This is a genomic window from Maritimimonas sp. 2304DJ26-3 (assembly GCF_056591635.1).
In genome coordinates this window covers 252221-272747 of the sequence record NZ_JBWQOK010000001.1, presented here as the reverse complement: position 1 = coordinate 272747, position 20527 = coordinate 252221, and the positions used below count along the sequence as shown (strand labels likewise).

At 34.0% G+C, this 20527-nt stretch carries 16 protein-coding genes; 12 read left to right on the top strand and 4 right to left on the bottom strand.

From position 1 onward, the window contains the following. The 8 genes from AC1EUV_RS01290 to AC1EUV_RS01255 all read left to right on the top strand — a co-directional run bounded on the left by AC1EUV_RS01290 (window position 1) and on the right by AC1EUV_RS01255 (window position 9525). A complete protein-coding gene (locus AC1EUV_RS01290; RefSeq protein ID WP_480196846.1) occupies window positions 1-525 on the top strand; it encodes a DUF3341 domain-containing protein in 525 nt (174 codons plus the stop codon). 6 nt (window positions 526-531) lie between these two features. After that, window positions 532-1089 (top strand): c-type cytochrome, encoded by a 558-nt coding sequence (locus AC1EUV_RS01285; protein ID WP_480196845.1) that lies wholly within the window; start codon window positions 532-534, stop codon window positions 1087-1089. Between the two features lie 32 nt (window positions 1090-1121). Next, a complete protein-coding gene (locus AC1EUV_RS01280; protein WP_480196844.1) occupies window positions 1122-2699 on the top strand; it encodes a quinol:cytochrome C oxidoreductase in 1578 nt (525 codons plus the stop codon). Between the two features lie 22 nt (window positions 2700-2721). After that, the gene (locus AC1EUV_RS01275) at window positions 2722-3765 is read left to right on the top strand and encodes a cytochrome c oxidase subunit II (RefSeq protein ID WP_480196843.1); all 1044 of its coding nucleotides are present in this window, start codon (window positions 2722-2724) and stop codon (window positions 3763-3765) included. A 22-nt stretch (window positions 3766-3787) separates the two neighbouring features. Further along, window positions 3788-5560, top strand: coding sequence for a cytochrome c oxidase subunit I (locus AC1EUV_RS01270; protein WP_480196842.1), 1773 nt, complete (start codon window positions 3788-3790; stop codon window positions 5558-5560). Window positions 5561-5779: 219 nt separating this feature from the next. Next, window positions 5780-8167 (top strand): penicillin acylase family protein, encoded by a 2388-nt coding sequence (locus AC1EUV_RS01265; protein WP_480196841.1) that lies wholly within the window; start codon window positions 5780-5782, stop codon window positions 8165-8167. Further along, window positions 8160-9050 carry a mechanosensitive ion channel family protein gene (locus AC1EUV_RS01260; RefSeq protein WP_480196840.1) on the top strand — a complete coding sequence of 297 codons (891 nt, stop codon included), beginning with the start codon at window positions 8160-8162 and terminating at the stop codon, window positions 9048-9050. Before AC1EUV_RS01265 ends, AC1EUV_RS01260 begins: the two co-directional genes overlap by 8 nt. A gap of 4 nt (window positions 9051-9054) precedes the next feature. Next, complete coding sequence (locus AC1EUV_RS01255) at window positions 9055-9525, top strand: hypothetical protein (RefSeq protein WP_480196839.1); 471 nt, start codon at window positions 9055-9057, stop codon at window positions 9523-9525. A gap of 335 nt (window positions 9526-9860) precedes the next feature. Here the strand turns inward: AC1EUV_RS01255 and katG are convergent, their stop codons facing one another. The 4 genes from katG to AC1EUV_RS01235 form a co-directional block, all read right to left on the bottom strand. Beyond that, window positions 9861-12059, bottom strand: coding sequence for a catalase/peroxidase HPI (katG, locus tag AC1EUV_RS01250; RefSeq protein ID WP_480196838.1), 2199 nt, complete (start codon window positions 12057-12059; stop codon window positions 9861-9863). A gap of 141 nt (window positions 12060-12200) precedes the next feature. Further along, window positions 12201-12935, bottom strand: coding sequence for a nitroreductase family protein (locus AC1EUV_RS01245; RefSeq protein ID WP_480196837.1), 735 nt, complete (start codon window positions 12933-12935; stop codon window positions 12201-12203). 13 nt (window positions 12936-12948) lie between these two features. After that, entirely contained in the window at window positions 12949-13989 is a 1041-nt protein-coding gene (locus AC1EUV_RS01240) for an alkane 1-monooxygenase (protein WP_480196836.1), read from the bottom strand. A 1-nt stretch (window position 13990) separates the two neighbouring features. Beyond that, complete coding sequence (locus tag AC1EUV_RS01235; protein WP_480196835.1) at window positions 13991-14518, bottom strand: DUF4252 domain-containing protein; 528 nt, start codon at window positions 14516-14518, stop codon at window positions 13991-13993. A gap of 524 nt (window positions 14519-15042) precedes the next feature. Here AC1EUV_RS01235 and ilvD point away from each other — a divergent pair. The 4 genes from ilvD to ilvC are packed head-to-tail and all read left to right on the top strand — an operon-like array spanning window position 15043 to window position 20526. Beyond that, complete coding sequence (gene ilvD, locus AC1EUV_RS01230; RefSeq protein WP_480196834.1) at window positions 15043-16719, top strand: dihydroxy-acid dehydratase; 1677 nt, start codon at window positions 15043-15045, stop codon at window positions 16717-16719. A gap of 35 nt (window positions 16720-16754) precedes the next feature. Further along, the gene (ilvB, locus tag AC1EUV_RS01225) at window positions 16755-18488 is read left to right on the top strand and encodes a biosynthetic-type acetolactate synthase large subunit (protein ID WP_480196833.1); all 1734 of its coding nucleotides are present in this window, start codon (window positions 16755-16757) and stop codon (window positions 18486-18488) included. A 2-nt stretch (window positions 18489-18490) separates the two neighbouring features. After that, window positions 18491-19009: an acetolactate synthase small subunit gene (gene ilvN, locus AC1EUV_RS01220; RefSeq protein ID WP_480196832.1), complete on the top strand. Its 519-nt coding sequence runs from the start codon at window positions 18491-18493 to the stop codon at window positions 19007-19009. Window positions 19010-19026: 17 nt separating this feature from the next. Further along, on the top strand, window positions 19027-20526 hold the full coding sequence (gene ilvC, locus AC1EUV_RS01215) for a ketol-acid reductoisomerase (protein ID WP_480196831.1): 1500 nt from the start codon (window positions 19027-19029) through the stop codon (window positions 20524-20526). Window position 20527 lies beyond the last annotated feature (1 nt).

Below are 20527 nucleotides of genomic sequence, written 5' to 3'. Positions count from 1 at the left end.
ATGAGTTCAAAAGTAATTCACGCTTTGTATGACGATGATGATGTGCTTATGAAAGCCGTTAAAGATGTTCGTGCAGCACACCATCATATAGAGGAAGTTTATACACCTTTCCCGGTTCACGGTTTAGATAAAGCTATGGGCTTAGAACCAACAAGAATGGGTATCACCGCATTTATGTTTGGCTTAACAGGTTTAAGCTTCGCTGCTTGGTTCTTAAATTATATAATGATTCAAGATTGGCCACAAAATATTGGTGGTAAACCAAGTTTTGCATTTTATATGAATATGCCTGCTTTTGTACCTATATTGTTTGAAATGACAGTATTTTTTGCAGCGCATTTAATGGTAATTACATTTTATATGCGTAGTAAAATATGGCCATTTAGAAAAGCTGAAAACCCAGATCCAAGAACTACTGATGATAAATTCTTGATGGAAGTTGCGGTTCATGGTAACGAAGATGAATTAGCTTCTTTATTAAAAAATACTGGAGCAATAGAGATTAACGTAAAAGAAAAGCACTAATAATTTATGAAGAGCTTTGTAAAAATAATAGTAGTATTTGTAGCCATCTTAATGTTAGCATCTTGTGCTGATAAAAGAAAAAGACAAGTACAATATATGGCAGACACTGATATGTATAATGCTGTGCCTTATGATACCTATGCTGCAGATTCAGTATTTAAAGACGGAACATCTGCTCAACTTCCTGTTGAGGGAACAATAGCTAGGGGTAATGTACCTTTTGATTATCTGAATTCTGAAGCAGAATATGTAAGAGCAAAAGACTCTTTAAGGTCTCCTTTAAAAGTGACTGAAGCAAATTTAACTAATGGTAAAAAAATGTACGATATCTATTGTGCTTCTTGCCATGGTGCTAAAGGAGACGGACAAGGGCCATTAGTGCAAAATGAAAAGTTTTTAGGGATACCTAATTATAAAGATAGAGAACTTACAGAAGGGAGCATCTACTACGTAATTATGCATGGTAGAAACTTAATGGGGTCTCACTCTTCACAGCTAAATGCTACTGAGCGCTGGCAAGTAGTACAGTATGTTGAGAAGTTAAGAAACGATATGTTAAAATAAATTATAAAACGGATTATCCGAATATTATAGATATGTACACATTTTCAAGTAGATTAAAAACCTTAGCACTGGCGTTCATGATTTTGGGTGCTTTAGGTATAGGTTATGGTTTTCTTACTACGCCAACAACTACCGAAGAGGTAAAAGAAATGCTTCATAAAGATGATGGTCATGGTGGCGGTCACGCTTCCGCTGAAACTCATCAAGACGAAGCACATCCTGTAAAAGCAATCGATGAACAAATTGCTGCTGTACATAAAGAAGATTTAAAAGAAGTAGTCGAGCATATAGTTGAAGTTGTTCAAGATTCAACTCACACTGAAGATCATGCTACTGAAACACAAGAAGAAGAAGCACAAGATTCGAATCATAGCGATGCAGAAGGAACAGATGAGCATAAAGAAGAATCTCATACTATTGCAGCGGATGCTCATGGAGCTAAAAAAGATGATGGTCACGGAGGTGGACATGGTGAAGTTGATGAACAAGCTCATTTAGAACACGAATTAACATTTGCAAAGAACAGACCTTGGACAGCTATGTATGTGCCAATGTTATTCTTTTTACTACTTAGTGTTTGTGCATTTGTATATTACTGTATTCAAAGAGCGGCTACGGCTGGTTGGTCTCCAGTAGTGTTTAGAGTAATGGAAGGCGTTTCTGCATACATTGTACCAGGTTCTATAATCGTTTTGGCATTTTTAATCTACTCATCAGTAGGTCATGGCAATCATATGTTTGCTTGGATGTATACTAGTATCGATCCTACAGCAGAAAATTACGATTATGCTATGGAAGTAAAAGATTGGTGGTTAAATATTCCTGGATTTGTAATTAGATCGTTTATTTATGTATTAATATGGATCGGTTTCAGACATTTTATAATTAAGAATTCTAGAGCTCAAGATGAAGCTTCAGACTTAAAACCATATAAGAGAAACTTTACACTTTCTGTGGTATTTTTAGTAGTATTCTTAGTAACAGAATTATTTATGGCTTTCGATTGGTTAATGTCTATTGATCATCACTGGTTTAGCCAATTATATCCTTTCTATGTGTTTGCCAGTATGTTTGTATCTGCAATTACAGTAATTGCTTTTGTAACAATTTATTTACGAGCTAAAGGATTTTTACCTTTTGTAAATGATAGCCATATACATGATTTAGCTAAGTATATGTTTGCATTTAGTATTTTCTGGACATACTTATTCTTTGCTCAGTTTATGTTGCAATGGTACGCTAACATCCCTGAAGAAACAACATATTTCTATCCTCGTTTAATAGGCACATACCAGCCATTATTTATTGGTATGTTAATTATGAATTTCGTATTCCCAATATTAGTATTAATGAATAGTGATTATAAAAGAGTACCATGGTTTGTGGTATTAGCAGGTTTGGTTATTCTTGCAGGTCATTATTTAGATGTATTTGTAATGGTAGCGCCGGGTACTGTGGGTAGCAATTGGCATTTTGGTATTCCTGAAATAGGAGGAATATTATTCTTTTTAGGCTTGTTCATATATGTTGTGTTCAATGCATTAACAAAAGCACCATTACTGGCGAAAGGAAATCCATTAATGAAGGAAAGTGAAATATTTCATTACTAAAGAAAATTATCAACTATAACAGATGAAGGCATTATTTTTTATTATAATTTTTGTAGCACTAACAGTTGCATGTTGGCAATTTGTGAAGTTATTAGGTTTAACTAAAACTGAAAATGCTACAGCTACTCCAAGAGAGAATAATATTAACGGATGGTTGATGTTAGGTCTTATGGGCTTTTTATATGGATTGATGTTATGGAGTATGTATGGTGGTAAAGATGTGTTATTACCTCAACTATCAGCTTCAGCGGAAGGCTATCATATAGATGTATTATTTAAGATTACTATGACAATGATTTTGGTAATACAGTTTATTTTACAATTTTTAATATTCTATTTTACTTGGAAGTATAGAGGAACAGAAGGTAGAAAAGCTTATTTCTTTGCTGATAGTCATAAATTAGAGTTATGGTGGACAGTAACGCCAGCCGTAGTTTTAACATTCTTAATTATTTATGGGTTGTGGACTTGGAACCAAGTAATGGATGCTTCTGATGCCGAAAATCCACTAATTGTAGAATTATATGGGAAACAATTTCAATGGGAAGCACGCTATGCTGGTGAAGATAATGTATTAGGTTCTGCCAACGTTCGTTATATAGAAGGTATAAATACAATGGGTGTTGATATGTCTGATAAAAATGCAGCAGATGATATACCATTAACGCCAGACCCAACATCTTTTGTTAAAGAATTACACCTACCGAAAGGTAGAAAGGTAATTTTTAAATTACGTTCTCAAGATGTATTACATTCAGCTTACATGCCACATTTTAGAGCTCAAATGAACTGTGTACCAGGTATGACAACTCAAATTGCTTTTACACCTACGCTTACTACTGAAGAAATGCGTGAGTACCCAGATACTAAAACTAAATGGGAAAATATTAATAAGTTAAGAGAGGCTAAAGGAGAAGATCCTGTTGAGTTCGATTATATCTTGTTATGTAATAAGATATGTGGTGCTTCACATTATAACATGCAGTTGAAAATTGTTGTTGAAGAAGAAGTAGAGTTCAATAAATGGATTGCAACTCAAAAAACATTAGCACAAAGTTTAAAATAAAAGATAATAAAGTAGTAGAGATATGTCAGATCACCATCATCATAAAGAAACTTTCGTAACAAAGTACATCTTTAGTCAAGACCATAAGATGATCGCAAAACAGTATTTAATTACTGGTATGATCATGGGTATTATTGGTATTTTTATGTCAATGCTATTTCGTTTGCAATTGGCATATCCAGAACAAGAATTTAGCATTATTGAAGCCTTTTTAGGTAGAGGTGGTGAAGGTGGTGTTATGTCACCAGATATGTATATGGCATTAGTAACAATACATGGTACTATTATGGTATTCTTTGTATTGACAGCTGGTTTAAGTGGTACATTTAGTAACTTGTTAATTCCATTACAAATTGGTGCGCGTGATATGGCATCAGGCTTTTTGAATATGCTGTCGTATTGGATGTTCTTTTTATCTAGTGTTGTAATGGTTATTTCACTATTTGTGGAAACAGGACCAGCATCTGCTGGATGGACCGTATATCCGCCATTGAGTGCCTTACCTCAAGCTATGGCTGGTTCAGGATTAGGTATGACACTTTGGCTAGTGTCAATGGCTATTTTTATTGCTTCATCGTTATTAGGGTCGTTAAATTATATTGTAACAGTATTAAACCTACGTACAAAAGGGATGAAAATGACAAGATTGCCATTAACTATCTGGGCATTCTTTATTACCGCTATTATTGGTGTTATTTCTTTCCCTGTATTATTGTCAGCTGCGTTATTATTGATTTTCGATAGAAGTTTTGGTACGTCATTCTATTTATCGGATATATTTATTTCTGGTGAAGTATTGCATTATCAAGGAGGATCTCCGATTTTATTTGAACACTTATTCTGGTTCTTAGGACACCCAGAAGTATATATTATTTTATTACCAGCATTAGGGTTAACCTCAGAGGTAATAGCTACCAATTCACGAAAACCTATTTTTGGTTATCGTGCTATGATCGGTTCTATTATTGCAATCGCTTTCTTATCAACCATTGTTTGGGGTCACCATATGTTCGTAACAGGTATGAATCCTTTCTTAGGATCAGTATTTACATTCACAACACTATTAATTGCAATTCCATCAGCGGTAAAAGCATTTAATTATATCACTACACTCTGGCGCGGTAATCTTCAGTTAAACCCTGCCATGATGTTTTCTATCGGATTGGTATCTACATTTATTTCAGGTGGTTTAACAGGATTAATACTTGGCGATAGTGCATTAGATATTAATGTGCATGATACCATGTTTGTGGTAGCGCATTTCCACTTGGTAATGGGTATTTCTGCAATGTTTGGTATGTTTGCGGGTATTTATCACTGGTATCCTAAAATGTATGGTAAAATGCTAAACAAAGATTTAGGGTATTTACATTTTTGGTTAACGGCAATTGCTGCTTATGGAGTATTCTTCCCAATGCACTTTACGGGCTTGGCTGGATTACCACGTAGATATTATAACAATACAGCATTCCCAATGTTTGATGATTTATTGCATATCAATCAGGTAATCACAGTATTTGCTATTATCGGTGGTTTGGCGCAATTGATTTTCTTAGCTAATTTCTTCTTTAGCATGAAGAAAGGACCTAAAGCGCCTATGAATCCTTGGAAATCTAATACATTAGAATGGACAGCGCCTGTAGAACATATGCACGGTAACTGGCCAGGCGAAATTCCTCATGTACATCGTTGGGCATATGATTATAGTAAGAGAGATGCGAATGATGAGCTTTGGGGCGGGCAAGACTTTACGCCACAGAACATTCCTATACGTGAAGGCGAAGAAGAATTTTAGAAGATAACAACAGTTTTATATATTGAAAAACCTCATAGCATTTACTATGAGGTTTTTTTATTTCTCCAAAAAGGCACCCAAAAAGATTGTTTGGGCGCCAATAAGTCGCGGTATATAAATCCCCTTCCGCTTCTCGTGATTAAAAGTAAATAAAAAAGGGATAATTTATTTCCTCTTAATTGCCTATTTTTAAAAATATTATAAACAACTTATTCACCAATGAAATTCCTAAAAATCATTTTAAAGTTTTTTTTAATTTTAGTCATATTGGTGGCTTTAGCTCTATGGTTATTTTCTAGAACATTAAGACCAGATTATGAAGGCAACCTTGAACTTAATAAGTTAAAAGATAAGGTTGAAGTTTTCTATGATGATTATGGAGTACCACATATTTATGCTCAAAATGAATTAGATGCAAGGAGAGCTTTTGGTTATGTACACGCGCAAGATAGATTGTGGCAGATGGAATTAATTAGAAGAATAGCCGCCGGAAGACTTTCGGAACTATTTGGTGAAAAGATGTTGCGAAATGATAAGTTTTTTTCTAGTCTGGGCATCGAAGAAGCAGCTGAAGAAATTATAAAAAATCTTGATAAAAATAGTGACGCTTATAAATTGGCAATGGCATATTTAGATGGTATTAATCAATTTATTAAAGAGGGTCCAACGCCTGTAGAATTTTATTTAGTAGGCCTAGAAAAAGAGGAGTATACACTTAAAGATGTTTATAATGTAATAGGGTATATGGGGTTCAGTTTTGCCATTGCTCATAAAACAGAACCAGTTCTAACTGAAATCAAAGAGAAGTTAGGTGCTGATTACTTAATGGAATTAGAAGTTGTAATAGATAGTACAACTACGCTAATTAACAATGAGAAAAATTCAATATTTGAAAGTCGTTTGGCAAAAGCCGTTAATGAAATTTATGAGCAATTACCAGTACCACCATTTATTGGGAGTAATAGTTGGGTGATTGGCCCAGAAAAAACAAAGAATGGTAAAGTGATCTTCGCTAATGATCCGCATATTGCTTTTGCACAACCAGCGGTCTGGTATCAATCGCATATTGTTACACCAGATTATGAAATGTACGGCTATAATTTGGCCTTAACACCTTTTCCTTTATTAGGGCATAATCGAAATTATGCGTATGGATTAACCATGTTCGCCAACGATGATTTAGATTTCTATTTTGAAGAAAATAATCCAGAAAATGATGCACAATACCTTACACCAGAGGGCCCAAAAGATTATAAAATTCGTAAGAAGAATATTAAAGTAAAAGATGGAGAAACAGTGTCATATGATCTTCGAATAAGTAGACACGGAGCAATAGTTAATGATGTAGTCGAACAAATTAATGATGATAGACCTATAGCTATGGATTGGGTCTATACTAATTTTGAAAATAAAATGTTAGACGTTTCTTATCAAATGTCACATGCCAATTCTTTAGAGGAGTTTAAAAAAGGAGCATCGATGATCCATGCACCAGGATTGAATGTTATGTACGGAGACGCCTTAGATAATATTGCTTGGTTTGCTTCGGGTAAGCTTCATAAATTTAAAAATAATGTCAATTCTAAATTGATCCTTAACGGGAATAGTACAGACGATGAAAAAGAATATTTAGATTTTGAAGAAAATCCTCAAGCAATTAATGCTTCTACAAATTATGTGTATTCTGCAAATAATCAACCGGATTCAATTGCTGGAATCTTATATCCAGGATATTATCAGCCAGAAGATCGAGCGAAACGTATTGTTAATCTATTGGATACTAAGAATGACTTTACTAAGAAAGATGTTATGATAATGATTAACGATGTAACGAGCTCTATGACGCCTACTATGATAGAAAGAGCTTTTAAGAATGTTGACACCAACTCATTTTCTGATAAAGAAAAAGAAGTACTAAAGATTTTACAAGCATGGAATGGTAATTATAATCTAGAAAGTATTGCGCCAACTATATATAATCGATTTATCTATGAATGGCTTGAGAATACCTATTTGGACGAAATGGGGGATACTTTTTACACTTTTTTAAATACTTCACAACAAAAGAAGGTAGCGGCTAATCAAATGGAACGAGAACAATCTGTTTGGTGGGACGACATTACTACAAAAGATAAAATTGAGACTAAGAATGATATAGTTATAAAATCATTTAAAGAAGCAATGTTATTCTTAGAAAATCAGTTAGGTGATAACATTAATTCTTGGACTTGGAATCGAGTGCATACGCTTGAGCATAATCACCCTATCGGACAGGTAAAATATTTGCGTAGCTATTTTAATGTAGGGCCATTTCCTATAAATGGAGGTAAAGAAGTGATCAACAATTTAGCGTTTAATTTAGATAGTACAGGTTATTATAAAGTGAGTTCCGGTCCATCAACACGTAGGGTTATTGATTTTTCCGATATTGAAAATAGTATGAGTATTTCGCCGACAGGTCAATCAGGAAATCCGTTTAGCGATCATTATAAAGATCAAGCTCAGAAATATGTTGATGGTGAATTTGTGCCAATGTTATTGAATAAAGATGTTATTCAAAAATCTAAGAATAAGCTATTATTAGAACCAACGAATAAAAATGAATAGTATAAAAGATATAGACAAATTATTAGAGAAATGGCAGCATTCTACGCTCAACTATTTGCCCAAAATTCTATTGGCAATAGTAGTGCTTATTGCATTTTATTTTATTGCAAAGATTGTAAGAAGATTAAGTTTAAAATTCTATTCTAAAGTATTTAAAAAGCAGGCAAATGCTGCACATATAATTTCTGTAGTAATTTATTTTTTCTTTTTAATGTCGGGTGTTTTTCTTGCTTTAGAAGTACTCGGATTAGAAAGCGTGCTTACCAAATTACTAGCTGGAGCAGGTATAGTTGGTATTCTTGCTGGTTTTGCCTTTAAAGATATCGCCTCTAATGCTTTTGCCGGATTATTGCTAAACATACAGAGACCTTTTAAAAATGGAGACTGGGTAGATATAGATAGCACTTTTGGAACTGTAAAAGATATTGGTTGGATTACTACTTCAATAAAGACTATTGCAGGTCAAGAAGTTTTTGTGCCAAATCAACTCATTTATAATAATACATTTACTAATTTTTCAACTTTTGGTAAGCGTCGCGTAATATTTAAAAGTGGTGTTTCTTATGGTGATGATCTTGATTTAGTAAAAAGGGCGTCATTAGAAGAAGTTGATAAAATTGAAGCCGTGTTAAAAGATGAGGTAATTGATTTTTATTTTACTGAAATAGGAAGTTACTCTTATAATTTTGAAGTTCGTTTTTGGATTAAGTTTACACACCAAAAAGATTATTTAAATGCTATGAGTGAAATTGTTATGCGAATAAAAAAACGATTTGAAAAAGAAGATATATCATTGGCTTATGCTGTGACAACGTTAGATTTTGGAGTAAAGGGCGGCGTCAACATTTTTGATAAACCAATTATGACTTCAGATAAATCTTAAGCATATGGATAGCCAAGCAATTAAGACAATTTTATTAGAATCGTTGAAAGCAGCAGAAAAAACAGTTGAAGCTGATCTTAAAAATGATGAGGAGACTAAAAAAACGATTCAATATTTATTGCACTTCTTTAAGTTTTTAGGCATTGATGCTATTGAAAAATTAGCATTAGAAGGTAAAGCATATGTGCAACATCAGGTACAGCATGGTATAGAAACTTCTACAAAAGTAATTGCAAAAGTTGTGTCTTCACTTATGACACTCATTATTACTTTTCTAGCTGTAAGTGTTGGTTTAATTTTCGGTGCCGTGGCATTATCATTATGGTTAGGTAGTTATTTTAATAACAATGCTCTCGGTTTTTTATTAGCAGGTGCTTTATGGATAATTCTTGCTTTCACCTTTACAAAAATATTCTTCAATAAAAAGAAGTTGACTCAACTAATTTCTAAAAAGTTAGATAGTGTCCACAATTAACAAAGCATAAATTTTGTGCTAATAGATATAAATTCATTAAAATACTTCTGGATAATAGGAATTATACACAATGTGTTGATAATTAAATATATAAAACATTGAAGAATTACTATTATTTAATTATTTTTAGTCTAAATATTGCCCCTGACCAAAACAAAACAAAACAAAATTAAATATGGAAAATTTAATTCTGTTTATAATCGTTTTAAAAGAATTTCTAGAACTGCTTAATACAGCGCTAGATTTTTTTAAAAAGAAAAAAGGGTTATAAATATTAAATGAAGCCAGTAAATATAACTGGCTTCATTTATTTTTCTATAATCTATCTTGTTAATTTACTTTAAATCAAACCGATCTACATTCATCACTTTAGCCCAAGCAGCAACAAAATCGTTTACAAACCTATCTTCTCCATCATCAGCTCCATATACCTCACAAATTGCTCTTAACTCTGTATTAGAACCAAAAATAAGATCTGCTCTAGTTGCTGAAAACTTCATAGCGCCAGTTTTACGATCACGGCCTATAAATTCTTTGTCTTCAGATGTTGCAGCTTTCCAAGTAATTGAAAAATCTAGCAGATTTGTAAAGAAATCATTTGTTAAACTTCCTATAGTATCTGTAAATACACCATGTTTAGAGCCATCATAATTAGTACCTAAAACACGCAAGCCACCAACTAGAGCTGTCATTTCTGGTATAGAAAGTGTCAATAAGTTTGCTCGGTCAACTAATAGGTCTTCAGCAGCAACATTTAAATCAGATCTCATATAGTTTCTAAACCCATCTGCTAATGGTTTTAGATGATTAAATGATTCTAAATCAGTTTGTTCTTGAGAAGCGTCTCCTCTCCCTTGAGTAAACGGAACTTCAATAGTTCGACCAGCATTTCTTGCAGCCTCTTCTACACCAGCATTACCAGCTAACACAATTAAGTCTGCCATAGAAATAGTTCCTTTAAATTCTTTCTGGATACCTTCCAGCACATTCAATACTTTATTCAATTCTGTTGGGTTGTTTACTTCCCAACTACGTTGAGGTTCTAATCGGATACGGCCACCATTGGCACCACCACGCATATCAGAACCTCTGTACGTCGATGCAGAAGCCCAAGCTGTTTTTACCAACTCTGAAACAGATAAACCTGATGCTAAAACCATCTTTTTTAACGATTCAATATCTGAGTCACTTAAGGTATAATTTACCTTAGGAATAGGGTCTTGCCAAATTAGTTCTTCACTAGGCACTTCAGGGCCTAAGTAACGATCTATTGGTCCCATATCTCTGTGCGTTAGTTTATACCAAGCTCTTGCAAATGCGTCTTCAAATGCAGCATGATCTTTATGGAAACGTTCTGAGATTTCTCTAAAACCTGGATCTCTTTTTAAAGCCATATCTGCAGTAGTCATCATTAAAGCTTGTTTGCCATTACCGTCAGGTGTTGGAGCCATTGGTGCATTAGATGCTGCCGTTGGTGTCCATTGGTGTGCACCAGCAGGACTCTTTGTCAATTCCCATTCATTATTTAATAAGACATCGAAAAAAGAATGATCCCATTGCGTTGGGTTTGGTGTCCATGGACCTTCTATTCCACTCGTAATAGCATCTTGTAATACTCCAGATTTATAAGTGTTCTTCCAACCTGTACTCATTTCTTCAATTGCAGCACCATGTGGTTCTGCTCCTACATATGTGTCAGGATCTGCAGCACCATGCGCTTTACCAAAAGTATGACCACCAGCAACAAGAGCAACAGTTTCTTCATCATTCATGGCCATACGACCGAAAGTAATTCTAATATCATGTGCAGATTTTAAAGGGTCAGGATTCCCGTTTGGCCCTTCAGGATTCACATAAATTAACCCCATATGTACTGCGCCTAAATGGCCTTCTAAGTCACCATCACTAGTATCATAGCGATCATCGTTGTCTAACCACCCAGTTTCTGAGCCCCAATACACATCTTGTTCAGGTTCCCATACATCTTCACGACCACCTGCAAAACCAAAAGTCTTGAATCCCATAGATTCTAAAGCACAATTACCTGCTAGAATCATTAGATCTGCCCAAGAAATTTTGTTTCCATACTTCTTTTTTACGGGCCATAATAATAAGCGTGCCTTATCCAAATTTCCGTTATCTGGCCAACTGTTTAATGGTGCAAAACGATGTGTACCTGTTCCAGCACCACCACGACCATCACCAACGCGATAAGTACCTGCACTATGCCAAGCCATACGAATCATAAACCCACCATAATGCCCATAATCTGCTGGCCACCAATCTTGAGAATCGGTCATCAAGTCAACCACATCTTGTTTTAATGCAGCATAATCTATACTATTAAATGCTTCAGCATAATTAAAACCTTTACCCATTGGGTCGTTTTTAACTGCACGTTGTCTTAAAATATTAAGCTTTAATTCATTTGGCCACCAATCTCTATTTGATGTTCCTCCACCTGCATTGCGTTTCAATTCGCCACTCATAAATGGGCATTTTGCAATGTCTTTATTGTTATCATTAGTATCCATATTTTGAAGGATTTAGATGTTATTAGAAAGTTTCCTATAAAATTAGCCAATCTTTCTTAAAAAAGAGAAAGAGTTGATTTATAAAATTTATCCTTTTATAAATGCAATTTATAAGGATTCAAATTTTTAAAGATTACTAATTTAAACCTGTTTGTAAATTTCTTTAAAAGGAATACGAAAACGGTCGCCATAAATTCCTTTCTCAGTTCTAATTCCGCAACCAATAATCATATTTATTTCAGCACCTAATGGTAACCCTAAAAGGCGTTTTACACGCCAGGTATCTGAGCCTTCCATCGGGCAGGTGTCATAATCAAGTGATGCCATGCTAAGCATAAAGGTCTGTGCCGCTAGTCCAGCACTTTTATGAGCCACAATACGCATATCAGAATTTCTCACTTCACGGTATATAGGTCTAAATAATCCTGTGATAAGAATCATTAAATATTTTAATAAACCAAAGATCCCTAAAAAGTCAGCGTAAGCAAAAGGAATCAATTTACCATAATAATTTCTAATTACCTTCTCTCTGCTAGATTGCTCAGCTTTAGAACTTTTAGGATAAATAGTGTTGATATAATCTAAATTTGCTTTAGCACGTTTTTTCCAAAGATCTTTACGAACAGCTACAACAACCAATTGTTGAGCAGTTTTTGCAGCATTTTGATCAAAACAATACGGAGCGATTTTAGTAATTATATCTTTAGATGTAATATGATAAAATTCCCAAAGTTGCATATTACTACTATTTGGGGCTAATGATGCTTGTTCTATACACTGCTTAACTTTATTTGTGTCTAATGATTTTTCAGCATCAAACACTCTAACAGAACGTCTATGGTTTACAGCTTCTGAAACTGTTTTTTCTTGAATCATGTTTTGGTGGGAATTATGCGTTGAATTTAGCTACTTTAGGATTCATATATCTAAACCATAAAGGAGGAATTAAAGAAAGTATCATCATGCCTGGATAGCCAGTTGGCATTTGTGGGCTTTCGGGTAACGATTTTAAAACTTGGTATGGTTTGCTTCCATTGTAATGATGATCAGAATGACGCGATAAATTAAAAAGCATTAATTTGCCAATAATGTGATCAGAATTCCAAGAATGTGAATGTTTTACACGTTCATAATGCCCATATTCATTTTTCTTACGAAGCAACCCGTAATGTTCAATATAGTTTACAGTCTCTAATAATAAAATACCTATTACAGCGGCCGCTATAAATGCTGCTAAAGCCATCAATCCATAGAAATAATACAGAGCAGAAAGCATTAAGATATTAGCAATGGTATAGTTTACCATTCTGTTTTTTAAAGAAAAAGTAGGAAGATTATTTTCTCGTAAACGTTTATTCTCCAATTGCCATGCTTCTGTATAACTCATAAAATGTGAACGAATCCAAAAAATATAAAGAGATTCATTTTCTCTAGCAGTGGCGGCGTCTTTAGGTGTAGCTACATTAAAATGATGCCCTCCATTGTGATACGGTAAAAAATGTGTGTTTAATGATGTTAATAATAACAATTCACCGAAAAACTGATCTATTCTGTTCAATCGATGACCTAATTCATGCCCAACATTTATACCGATTACACCACACATTAAGCCCATGGCAAAAATGCGCCCAGTATAATCTATTATTGTTAATCCTGGTTCTTGAATTACTTTAAAAAAGTAGAATAACATTACAAATTGAATAGGTATTGTTAGATATAGTATCCAGCTATATAGTTTATTTTCTTTTTCAAGTTTGGCGGTTTCTTTATCAAAATTTTCACCATCAGCTTTAAAGAAAAACTCTAAAACAGGAACTAACCCAAAGAAGACTAATACTGGTAAAAAAGTTAGCCACCCTTTAGATGTAAAAGAGATATAAACAGTTATGGGCAACAAATAGACCAAGAAGTACTTTATTCTTTTCAGCATTTTATTTTTGTTGTGTAGAATTGTCTGGCACTAAATTATATTGTTGCATAAAGGTATTTGACAGTTTTTCAAAATTACCGTCTTTAGCATACTCTCGAACTTGATTTGGATCAAAATTACCGTTCATATAAAACACAGAGCTACTTTTAGGAGCTGTTTTGTAGATCATAATTTCTTTAACAACATCCTTGTTTTCTCTAACACTAATGAGTGTTCTAATAGGATCTTCATTTTTTCTAAAAACTTCTATAAAATTGGTAGTTATTAAGTTATTTATTTGATTATTTATACTCGAACTTTCAACTTCTGTTTTAGGCTTTAACTGTATGTAACGAATGTCTCGTAAATTCCCCATAAAGCTATTCATTTCTGGAGAAGCATTCCGTATCAAGCTCAACATAAATTGAGGAACTCTAATTGCAGTAACATTTGCATCATTTTTATGTTGATTGTAGAAGATATTTATAGAATTGTAACTTCTGCAAGAGATAAGAACAAAGAAAATTAATACAAAGCTTAACTTTTTCATGGTGTAAGTGTTTGATATAAAGCTACAAAAAAATAAAGTTTTAGTTTTATTTTGTAAAATGAAAAATATTTTCAAATATTTGTCCCAACAAATGAGAAAACAAAATTTAAATATCATTTCTATTAATGTCATTGTGATTTACTCACAAGGATAAGGGATGCCATTTTAAAAATTTACAATATAATTTATAAAGCCTTCCCAATAAAACGGGAAGGTTTTTTTGTTTTAGAACAATATGAAATTTCAAGTAGTCATTCTTTGTATTATCGTCATTATCATCTCACCACCGATTTGATGCAGAAAACTAATGAATAAATTCAAAAGAGCCTGTGTCAAATTTAGATACAGGCTTTTTTATAAAATAAGAAGTATTAGACATCATAAAAGAAATAAAATAAAATGCTGTAAATCAAATGGTTAAATTAATTTTTATAAAAATAAAAATAGTTAAAGAATAAATGTTTTGCCAAGTAAAACCTTGAATAAAATTTAGTTTTGAAATTAAAATAAGCGAATAACAATAAATGAAATTAAATAAGTATAGTCAAATAATCACACAAAACTCAACACAACCTGCCGCTCAAGCTATGCTTCACGCCATTGGTTTAAGCAAAGAAGATCTAAAAAAACCTTTGGTAGGAATTGCAAGTACAGGTTACGAAGGTAATCCATGTAATATGCATTTAAATGATCTTGCTAAGTTGGTAAAAGAAGGAACAGAGCAGGCTAATTTAGTTGGGCTAATCTTTAATACTATTGGGGTTTCTGATGGAATTTCTATGGGTACTCCGGGTATGCGTTTTTCATTACCATCACGTGATGTTATTGCTGACTCTATGGAAACAGTTGTAGAAGCTATGAGCTATGACGGTTTAGTTACTGTAGTAGGTTGTGATAAAAATATGCCAGGGGCATTAATGGCTATGCTGCGCTTAAATCGACCATCAGTTTTAGTATATGGTGGGACCATAGCATCGGGTTGTCATAACGGTAAAAAACTAGATGTAGTTTCCGCCTTTGAAGCTTGGGGAGAGAAGGTAGCAGGGAAAATTGATGAAAAAGAATATCAGAATGTTATTGAAAAAGCTTGCCCTGGTGCTGGAGCATGCGGAGGTATGTATACTGCCAATACTATGGCGTCGGCTATTGAAGCTTTGGGCATGAGTTTACCTTACAATTCTTCTAATCCAGCTATTGGAAGTAATAAACAAAAAGAATCTGTAGCCGCTGGTAAAGCACTAAAAATTTTGTTAGAAAGAGATATCAAACCATCAGATATAGTTACAAAAGAGTCTTTAGAAAATGCTATTCGATTGATAACAGTTCTTGGAGGTTCAACAAATGCTGTGTTGCACTTTTTGGCAATTGCTAAAGCTGCAAATGTAGATTTTACACTAAAAGATTTTCAACGTATTTCAGATCAAACACCATTTCTGGCAGATTTAAAACCAAGTGGTAAATATCTAATGGAAGATGTTCATACCGTTGGTGGAATACCAGCTGTGCTTAAATATCTATTACAAAAAGGATTGTTAAATGGTGATTGTTTAACGATAACAGGAAAAACTTTAGCTGAAAATCTAGCAAATGTACCAGATCTAACAGAAGGGCAAGATGTAATAAAGCCATTAGAAAATCCTATTAAAGAAACTGGGCATTTACGAATGTTATACGGAAATCTTGCAAAAGAAGGTGCTGTCGCGAAGATTACTGGCAAAGAGGGATTAATCTTTACCGGAAAAGCAAAAGTTTTTGAAGGAGAATATGATGCCAACGATGGTATTCGAGATGGTAAAGTAGAAAAAGGGGATGTTGTGGTTATTCGTTACGAAGGCCCAAAAGGAGGCCCAGGAATGCCAGAAATGCTAAAACCAACGGCAGCTATTATGGGTGCTGGTTTAGGGAAAGAAGTTGCCTTAATTACCGATGGTCGATTTTCTGGAGGCACTCATGGTTTTGTTGTAGGTCATATTACACCAGAAGCACAAGAAGGAGGTGTCATCGCTTTGGTGAAAAATGGAGATACTATTACTATAAATGCTGAAACAAATAGTATCGCTTTAGAAATATCAGAGGATCAATTGCAACAAAGAAGAAAACAATGGAAAGCACCAGATTTAAAAATAAAAAGAGGAGTGTTATATAAATACGCAAGAACGGTTTCATCTGCCTCAAATGGATGCGTAACTGATGAATTCTAACTCTGGCGTAAACGGAAATATTACAAAAGAATACTATGTCAACACAAACAAAAACATTACGAAAAGTAACTACTGATAAAAAAAATCATATATCTGGAGCCGAAGCTGTGGTACGATGTCTGTTGGAAGAAGGAGTAGATTTAATATATGGATATCCAGGTGGAGCGATTATGCCAGTTTATGACGAATTGTATAAGTATCAAGATAAACTACACCATGTATTAACGCGTCATGAACAAGGAGCAACACATGCTGCCCAAGGCTTTGCAAGAGCAACTGGAAAAGTGGGAGTGGCAATAGCAACCTCAGGGCCTGGAGCAACAAATTTGGTAACGGGTATTGCAGATGCTCAAATTGATTCTACACCTATGGTTTGTATTACAGGTCAGGTAGGTAAACATTTATTGGGTTCTGATGCCTTTCAAGAAACTGATATTGTAGGTATTTCGACACCTGTAACAAAATGGAATTATCAAATAACAAATGCGTCAGAAATTCCTGAAATAATAGCTAAGGCATTTTATATAGCACGTTCGGGTAGACCCGGGCCAGTATTAGTAGATATTACTAAAAATGCCCAGTTCGAAACATTTGATTTCGAATATAAAAAATGTACTGAAGTACGAAGTTATAAAGCAAAACCTAAGGTTGATTTGAACCAATTAAAAGCTGCAGCAGAATTAATTAATAGTGCTAGAAAACCAATGATTGTTTTTGGACAAGGTGTAATTTTAGGAAAAGCGGAAGGAGAATTTAAAGCTTTGATAGAAAAAACTGGAATACCATCAGCATGGACTATTTTAGGGTTGTCAGCTTTGCCTACAGAACATCCTTTAAATGTTGGTATGGTTGGTATGCATGGTAATTATGGGCCAAATAAATTAACGAATGAATGTGATGTTTTAATTGCAGTCGGAATGCGTTTTGACGATCGTGTAACAGGAGATTTAAGTACATATGCAAAACAAGCAAAGGTTGTTCATTTTGAAATTGATCCTGCCGAGATTGACAAGAATGTAATGACCGAAGTTGCGGTACAGGGTGATGTTAAAGAAACTTTAGCTGAAATACTTCCTTTAATGAACTCTAATTCACATCCTAATTGGCTAGAAGAGTTTAAGAAATATGATGCTATTGAGTTTGATAAGGTTATCAAAAATGACCTTTATCCAGAGAAAGAGGGTTTAACTATGGGGGAAGTTTTAAAAGAAATTAATAAAGCTACTGATGGTGATGCTATTATTGTTTCTGATGTTGGTCAGCATCAAATGATAGCTTGTCGTTACGCAAAATTTAATCAGACAAAAAGTAATATTACTTCTGGAGGTTTAGGTACTATGGGCTTTGCTTTGCCAGCAGCAATTGGTGCAAAAATGGGAGCAGAAGAAAGAGAAGTTGTAGCTATTATTGGTGATGGAGGTTATCAAATGACGATACAAGAATTAGGTACAATTTTGCAAACAGGCGCTGCGGTGAAAATAGTGGTTCTGAATAATGATTTTTTAGGTATGGTGCGTCAATGGCAGCAGTTATTTTTTGACAAACGTTATGCGTCAACTGAAATGATAAATCCTGATTTTATTACTATCGCTAAAGGGTATCATATCAATGCAACACGAGTGACAAAAAGAGAAGAATTAAGTGATGCTGTTCAAGAAATGATAGCGTCAGATAAGGCATATTTTTTAGAAGTATGTGTAGAAAAAGAAGATAACGTGTTCCCTATGATTCCAACCGGAGCATCGGTTTCAGACATAAGATTAAGTTAATTATGGAAGATCAAAAAATATTTACCATATCGGTTTATACCGAAAATAATATAGGCTTATTAAATAGAGTTTCTGCTATTTTTTTAAAACGACATATTAATATTGAAAGTCTTACTACCTCTAGATCTGAGATTGAAGATGTTAATCGTTTTGTAATTGTTGCCAAGATGACTGAACTACAGGTTAAAAAGATTGTTGGTCAATTAGAAAAACAAATTGAAGTAATAAGAGCCTATTATCATACTGATGAAGAAACTGTTTTTCAAGAATCAGCTTTGTTCAAAATTTCTACTGAGCATTTGTATGATGAACTTATACAGCGCAAGCTTAAATTTAGAAGAGCGAACATTGTCACTATTGCCGAAGATTTTTTTGTAATTGAAGCTTCAGGTACAAAAGACCATGTTGATAAATTATATGAGCGCTTAAAACCTTACGGATTGATGCAATTTGTACGCTCAGGACGGATTTCAATAACACGTGAAAAAATGGCAATTTCAGAATTATTACAAGAATTATAAAAATTAAAAAATATAAAATGACAAATTATTTTAATACGCTTTCATTAAGTCAGAAGTTAGACCAATTATCTAAATGTAGATTTATGGAATCTTCAGAATTTGAAGATGGCGTAGATGTTTTATTAGATAAAAAGATAGTTATTGTTGGATGTGGTGCTCAAGGTTTAAACCAAGGTTTAAACATGCGCGATTCAGGTTTAGATATTTCGTACGCGCTACGTGAACAAGCAATTTTAGAAAAGAGAGCTTCTTATGAAAATGCAACTTCCAATGGATTTATAGTAGGAACTTATCAAGAGTTAATACCAAATGCAGATTTAGTATTAAACTTAACACCTGATAAACAACATACCGACGTGGTGAATTCAGTTATGCCTTTAATGAAACAAGGAGCAACATTATCGTATTCTCATGGTTTCAATATCGTTGAAGAAGGAATGCAAATTCGAAAGGATTTAACAGTAATTATGGTAGCGCCTAAGTGCCCAGGTTCAGAAGTTAGAGAGGAATATAAAAGAGGTTTTGGCGTACCAACATTAATAGCCGTGCATCCTGAAAATGACCCAGAAAATAAAGGTTGGGCTCAAGCAAAAGCGTATGCAGTTGCTACAGGAGGTCATAGAGCGGGTGTTTTACAATCGTCTTTTGTAGCCGAAGTAAAAAGTGATTTGATGGGTGAACAAACTATTTTATGTGGTGTATTGCAAACGGCTTCAATTTTATCTTTCAATAAGATGATCGAAGAAGGTATCGATGCAAGTTATGCTGCAAAATTGATCCAATATGGTTGGGAAACTATTACTGAAGCCTTAAAGCATGGTGGTATTACCAATATGATGGATCGTTTGTCAAATCCAGCAAAGATTAAAGCATTTGAATTATCAGAAGAGTTAAAAGTTATACTAAAGCCTTTGTTTGAGAAGCATATGGACGATATAGTGTCAGGTGATTTTTCTAAAACCATGATGGAAGATTGGGCTAATGATGACATTAATTTATTAACATGGCGTGCTGAAACCGGTGAAACAGCTTTTGAAAAAACTACAGCTACTGAGTCTTTTATTTCTGAGCAAGAATATTTTGACAATGGTGTGCTAATGGTTGCTTTTGTGAGAGCAGGTGTTGAACTAGCTTTTGATACGATGGTTGCTTCTGGTATTATTTCAGCATCGGCTTATTATGAGTCATTACATGAATTACCATTGATTGCCAATACAGTAGCTAGAAAGAAATTATTCGAAATGAATCGTATCATTTCTGACACAGCTGAATATGGTTGTTATCTATTTGATCATGCAGCCAAGCCTTTATTAGAGGACTTTATGAGTTCCGTATCTACAGACGTAATTGGTAGATCATATGCCGAATCAAATGAAGTAGATAATGTAAAGCTTATAGCTGTAAATGACACTATTAGAAATCATCCGATAGAAGCCACTGGTAAAGTGTTGCGTTCTGCTATGACCGCAATGAAAGTTATTAAAACAAAAGAAAAGGAAGAAGCTATTTTAGCTTAAC

What these genes read in the sequence shown, in the direction of transcription:
- AC1EUV_RS01280 (WP_480196844.1), top strand. Translation starts at nt 1,122, where the DNA reads ATGTACACATTTTCAAGTAGATTAAAAACCTTAGCACTGGCGTTCATG.
- AC1EUV_RS01260 (WP_480196840.1), top strand. Translation starts at nt 8,160, where the DNA reads ATGAATAGTATAAAAGATATAGACAAATTATTAGAGAAATGGCAGCAT.
- AC1EUV_RS01265 (WP_480196841.1), top strand. Translation starts at nt 5,780, where the DNA reads ATGAAATTCCTAAAAATCATTTTAAAGTTTTTTTTAATTTTAGTCATA.
- AC1EUV_RS01245 (WP_480196837.1), bottom strand. Translation starts at nt 12,935, where the DNA reads ATGATTCAAGAAAAAACAGTTTCAGAAGCTGTAAACCATAGACGTTCT.
- AC1EUV_RS01240 (WP_480196836.1), bottom strand. Translation starts at nt 13,989, where the DNA reads ATGCTGAAAAGAATAAAGTACTTCTTGGTCTATTTGTTGCCCATAACT.
- AC1EUV_RS01270 (WP_480196842.1), top strand. Translation starts at nt 3,788, where the DNA reads ATGTCAGATCACCATCATCATAAAGAAACTTTCGTAACAAAGTACATC.
- AC1EUV_RS01255 (WP_480196839.1), top strand. Translation starts at nt 9,055, where the DNA reads ATGGATAGCCAAGCAATTAAGACAATTTTATTAGAATCGTTGAAAGCA.
- ilvN (WP_480196832.1), top strand. Translation starts at nt 18,491, where the DNA reads ATGGAAGATCAAAAAATATTTACCATATCGGTTTATACCGAAAATAAT.
- AC1EUV_RS01285 (WP_480196845.1), top strand. Translation starts at nt 532, where the DNA reads ATGAAGAGCTTTGTAAAAATAATAGTAGTATTTGTAGCCATCTTAATG.
- katG (WP_480196838.1), bottom strand. Translation starts at nt 12,059, where the DNA reads ATGGATACTAATGATAACAATAAAGACATTGCAAAATGCCCATTTATG.
- AC1EUV_RS01275 (WP_480196843.1), top strand. Translation starts at nt 2,722, where the DNA reads ATGAAGGCATTATTTTTTATTATAATTTTTGTAGCACTAACAGTTGCA.
- AC1EUV_RS01235 (WP_480196835.1), bottom strand. Translation starts at nt 14,518, where the DNA reads ATGAAAAAGTTAAGCTTTGTATTAATTTTCTTTGTTCTTATCTCTTGC.
- ilvB (WP_480196833.1), top strand. Translation starts at nt 16,755, where the DNA reads ATGTCAACACAAACAAAAACATTACGAAAAGTAACTACTGATAAAAAA.
- ilvC (WP_480196831.1), top strand. Translation starts at nt 19,027, where the DNA reads ATGACAAATTATTTTAATACGCTTTCATTAAGTCAGAAGTTAGACCAA.
- ilvD (WP_480196834.1), top strand. Translation starts at nt 15,043, where the DNA reads ATGAAATTAAATAAGTATAGTCAAATAATCACACAAAACTCAACACAA.
- AC1EUV_RS01290 (WP_480196846.1), top strand. Translation starts at nt 1, where the DNA reads ATGAGTTCAAAAGTAATTCACGCTTTGTATGACGATGATGATGTGCTT.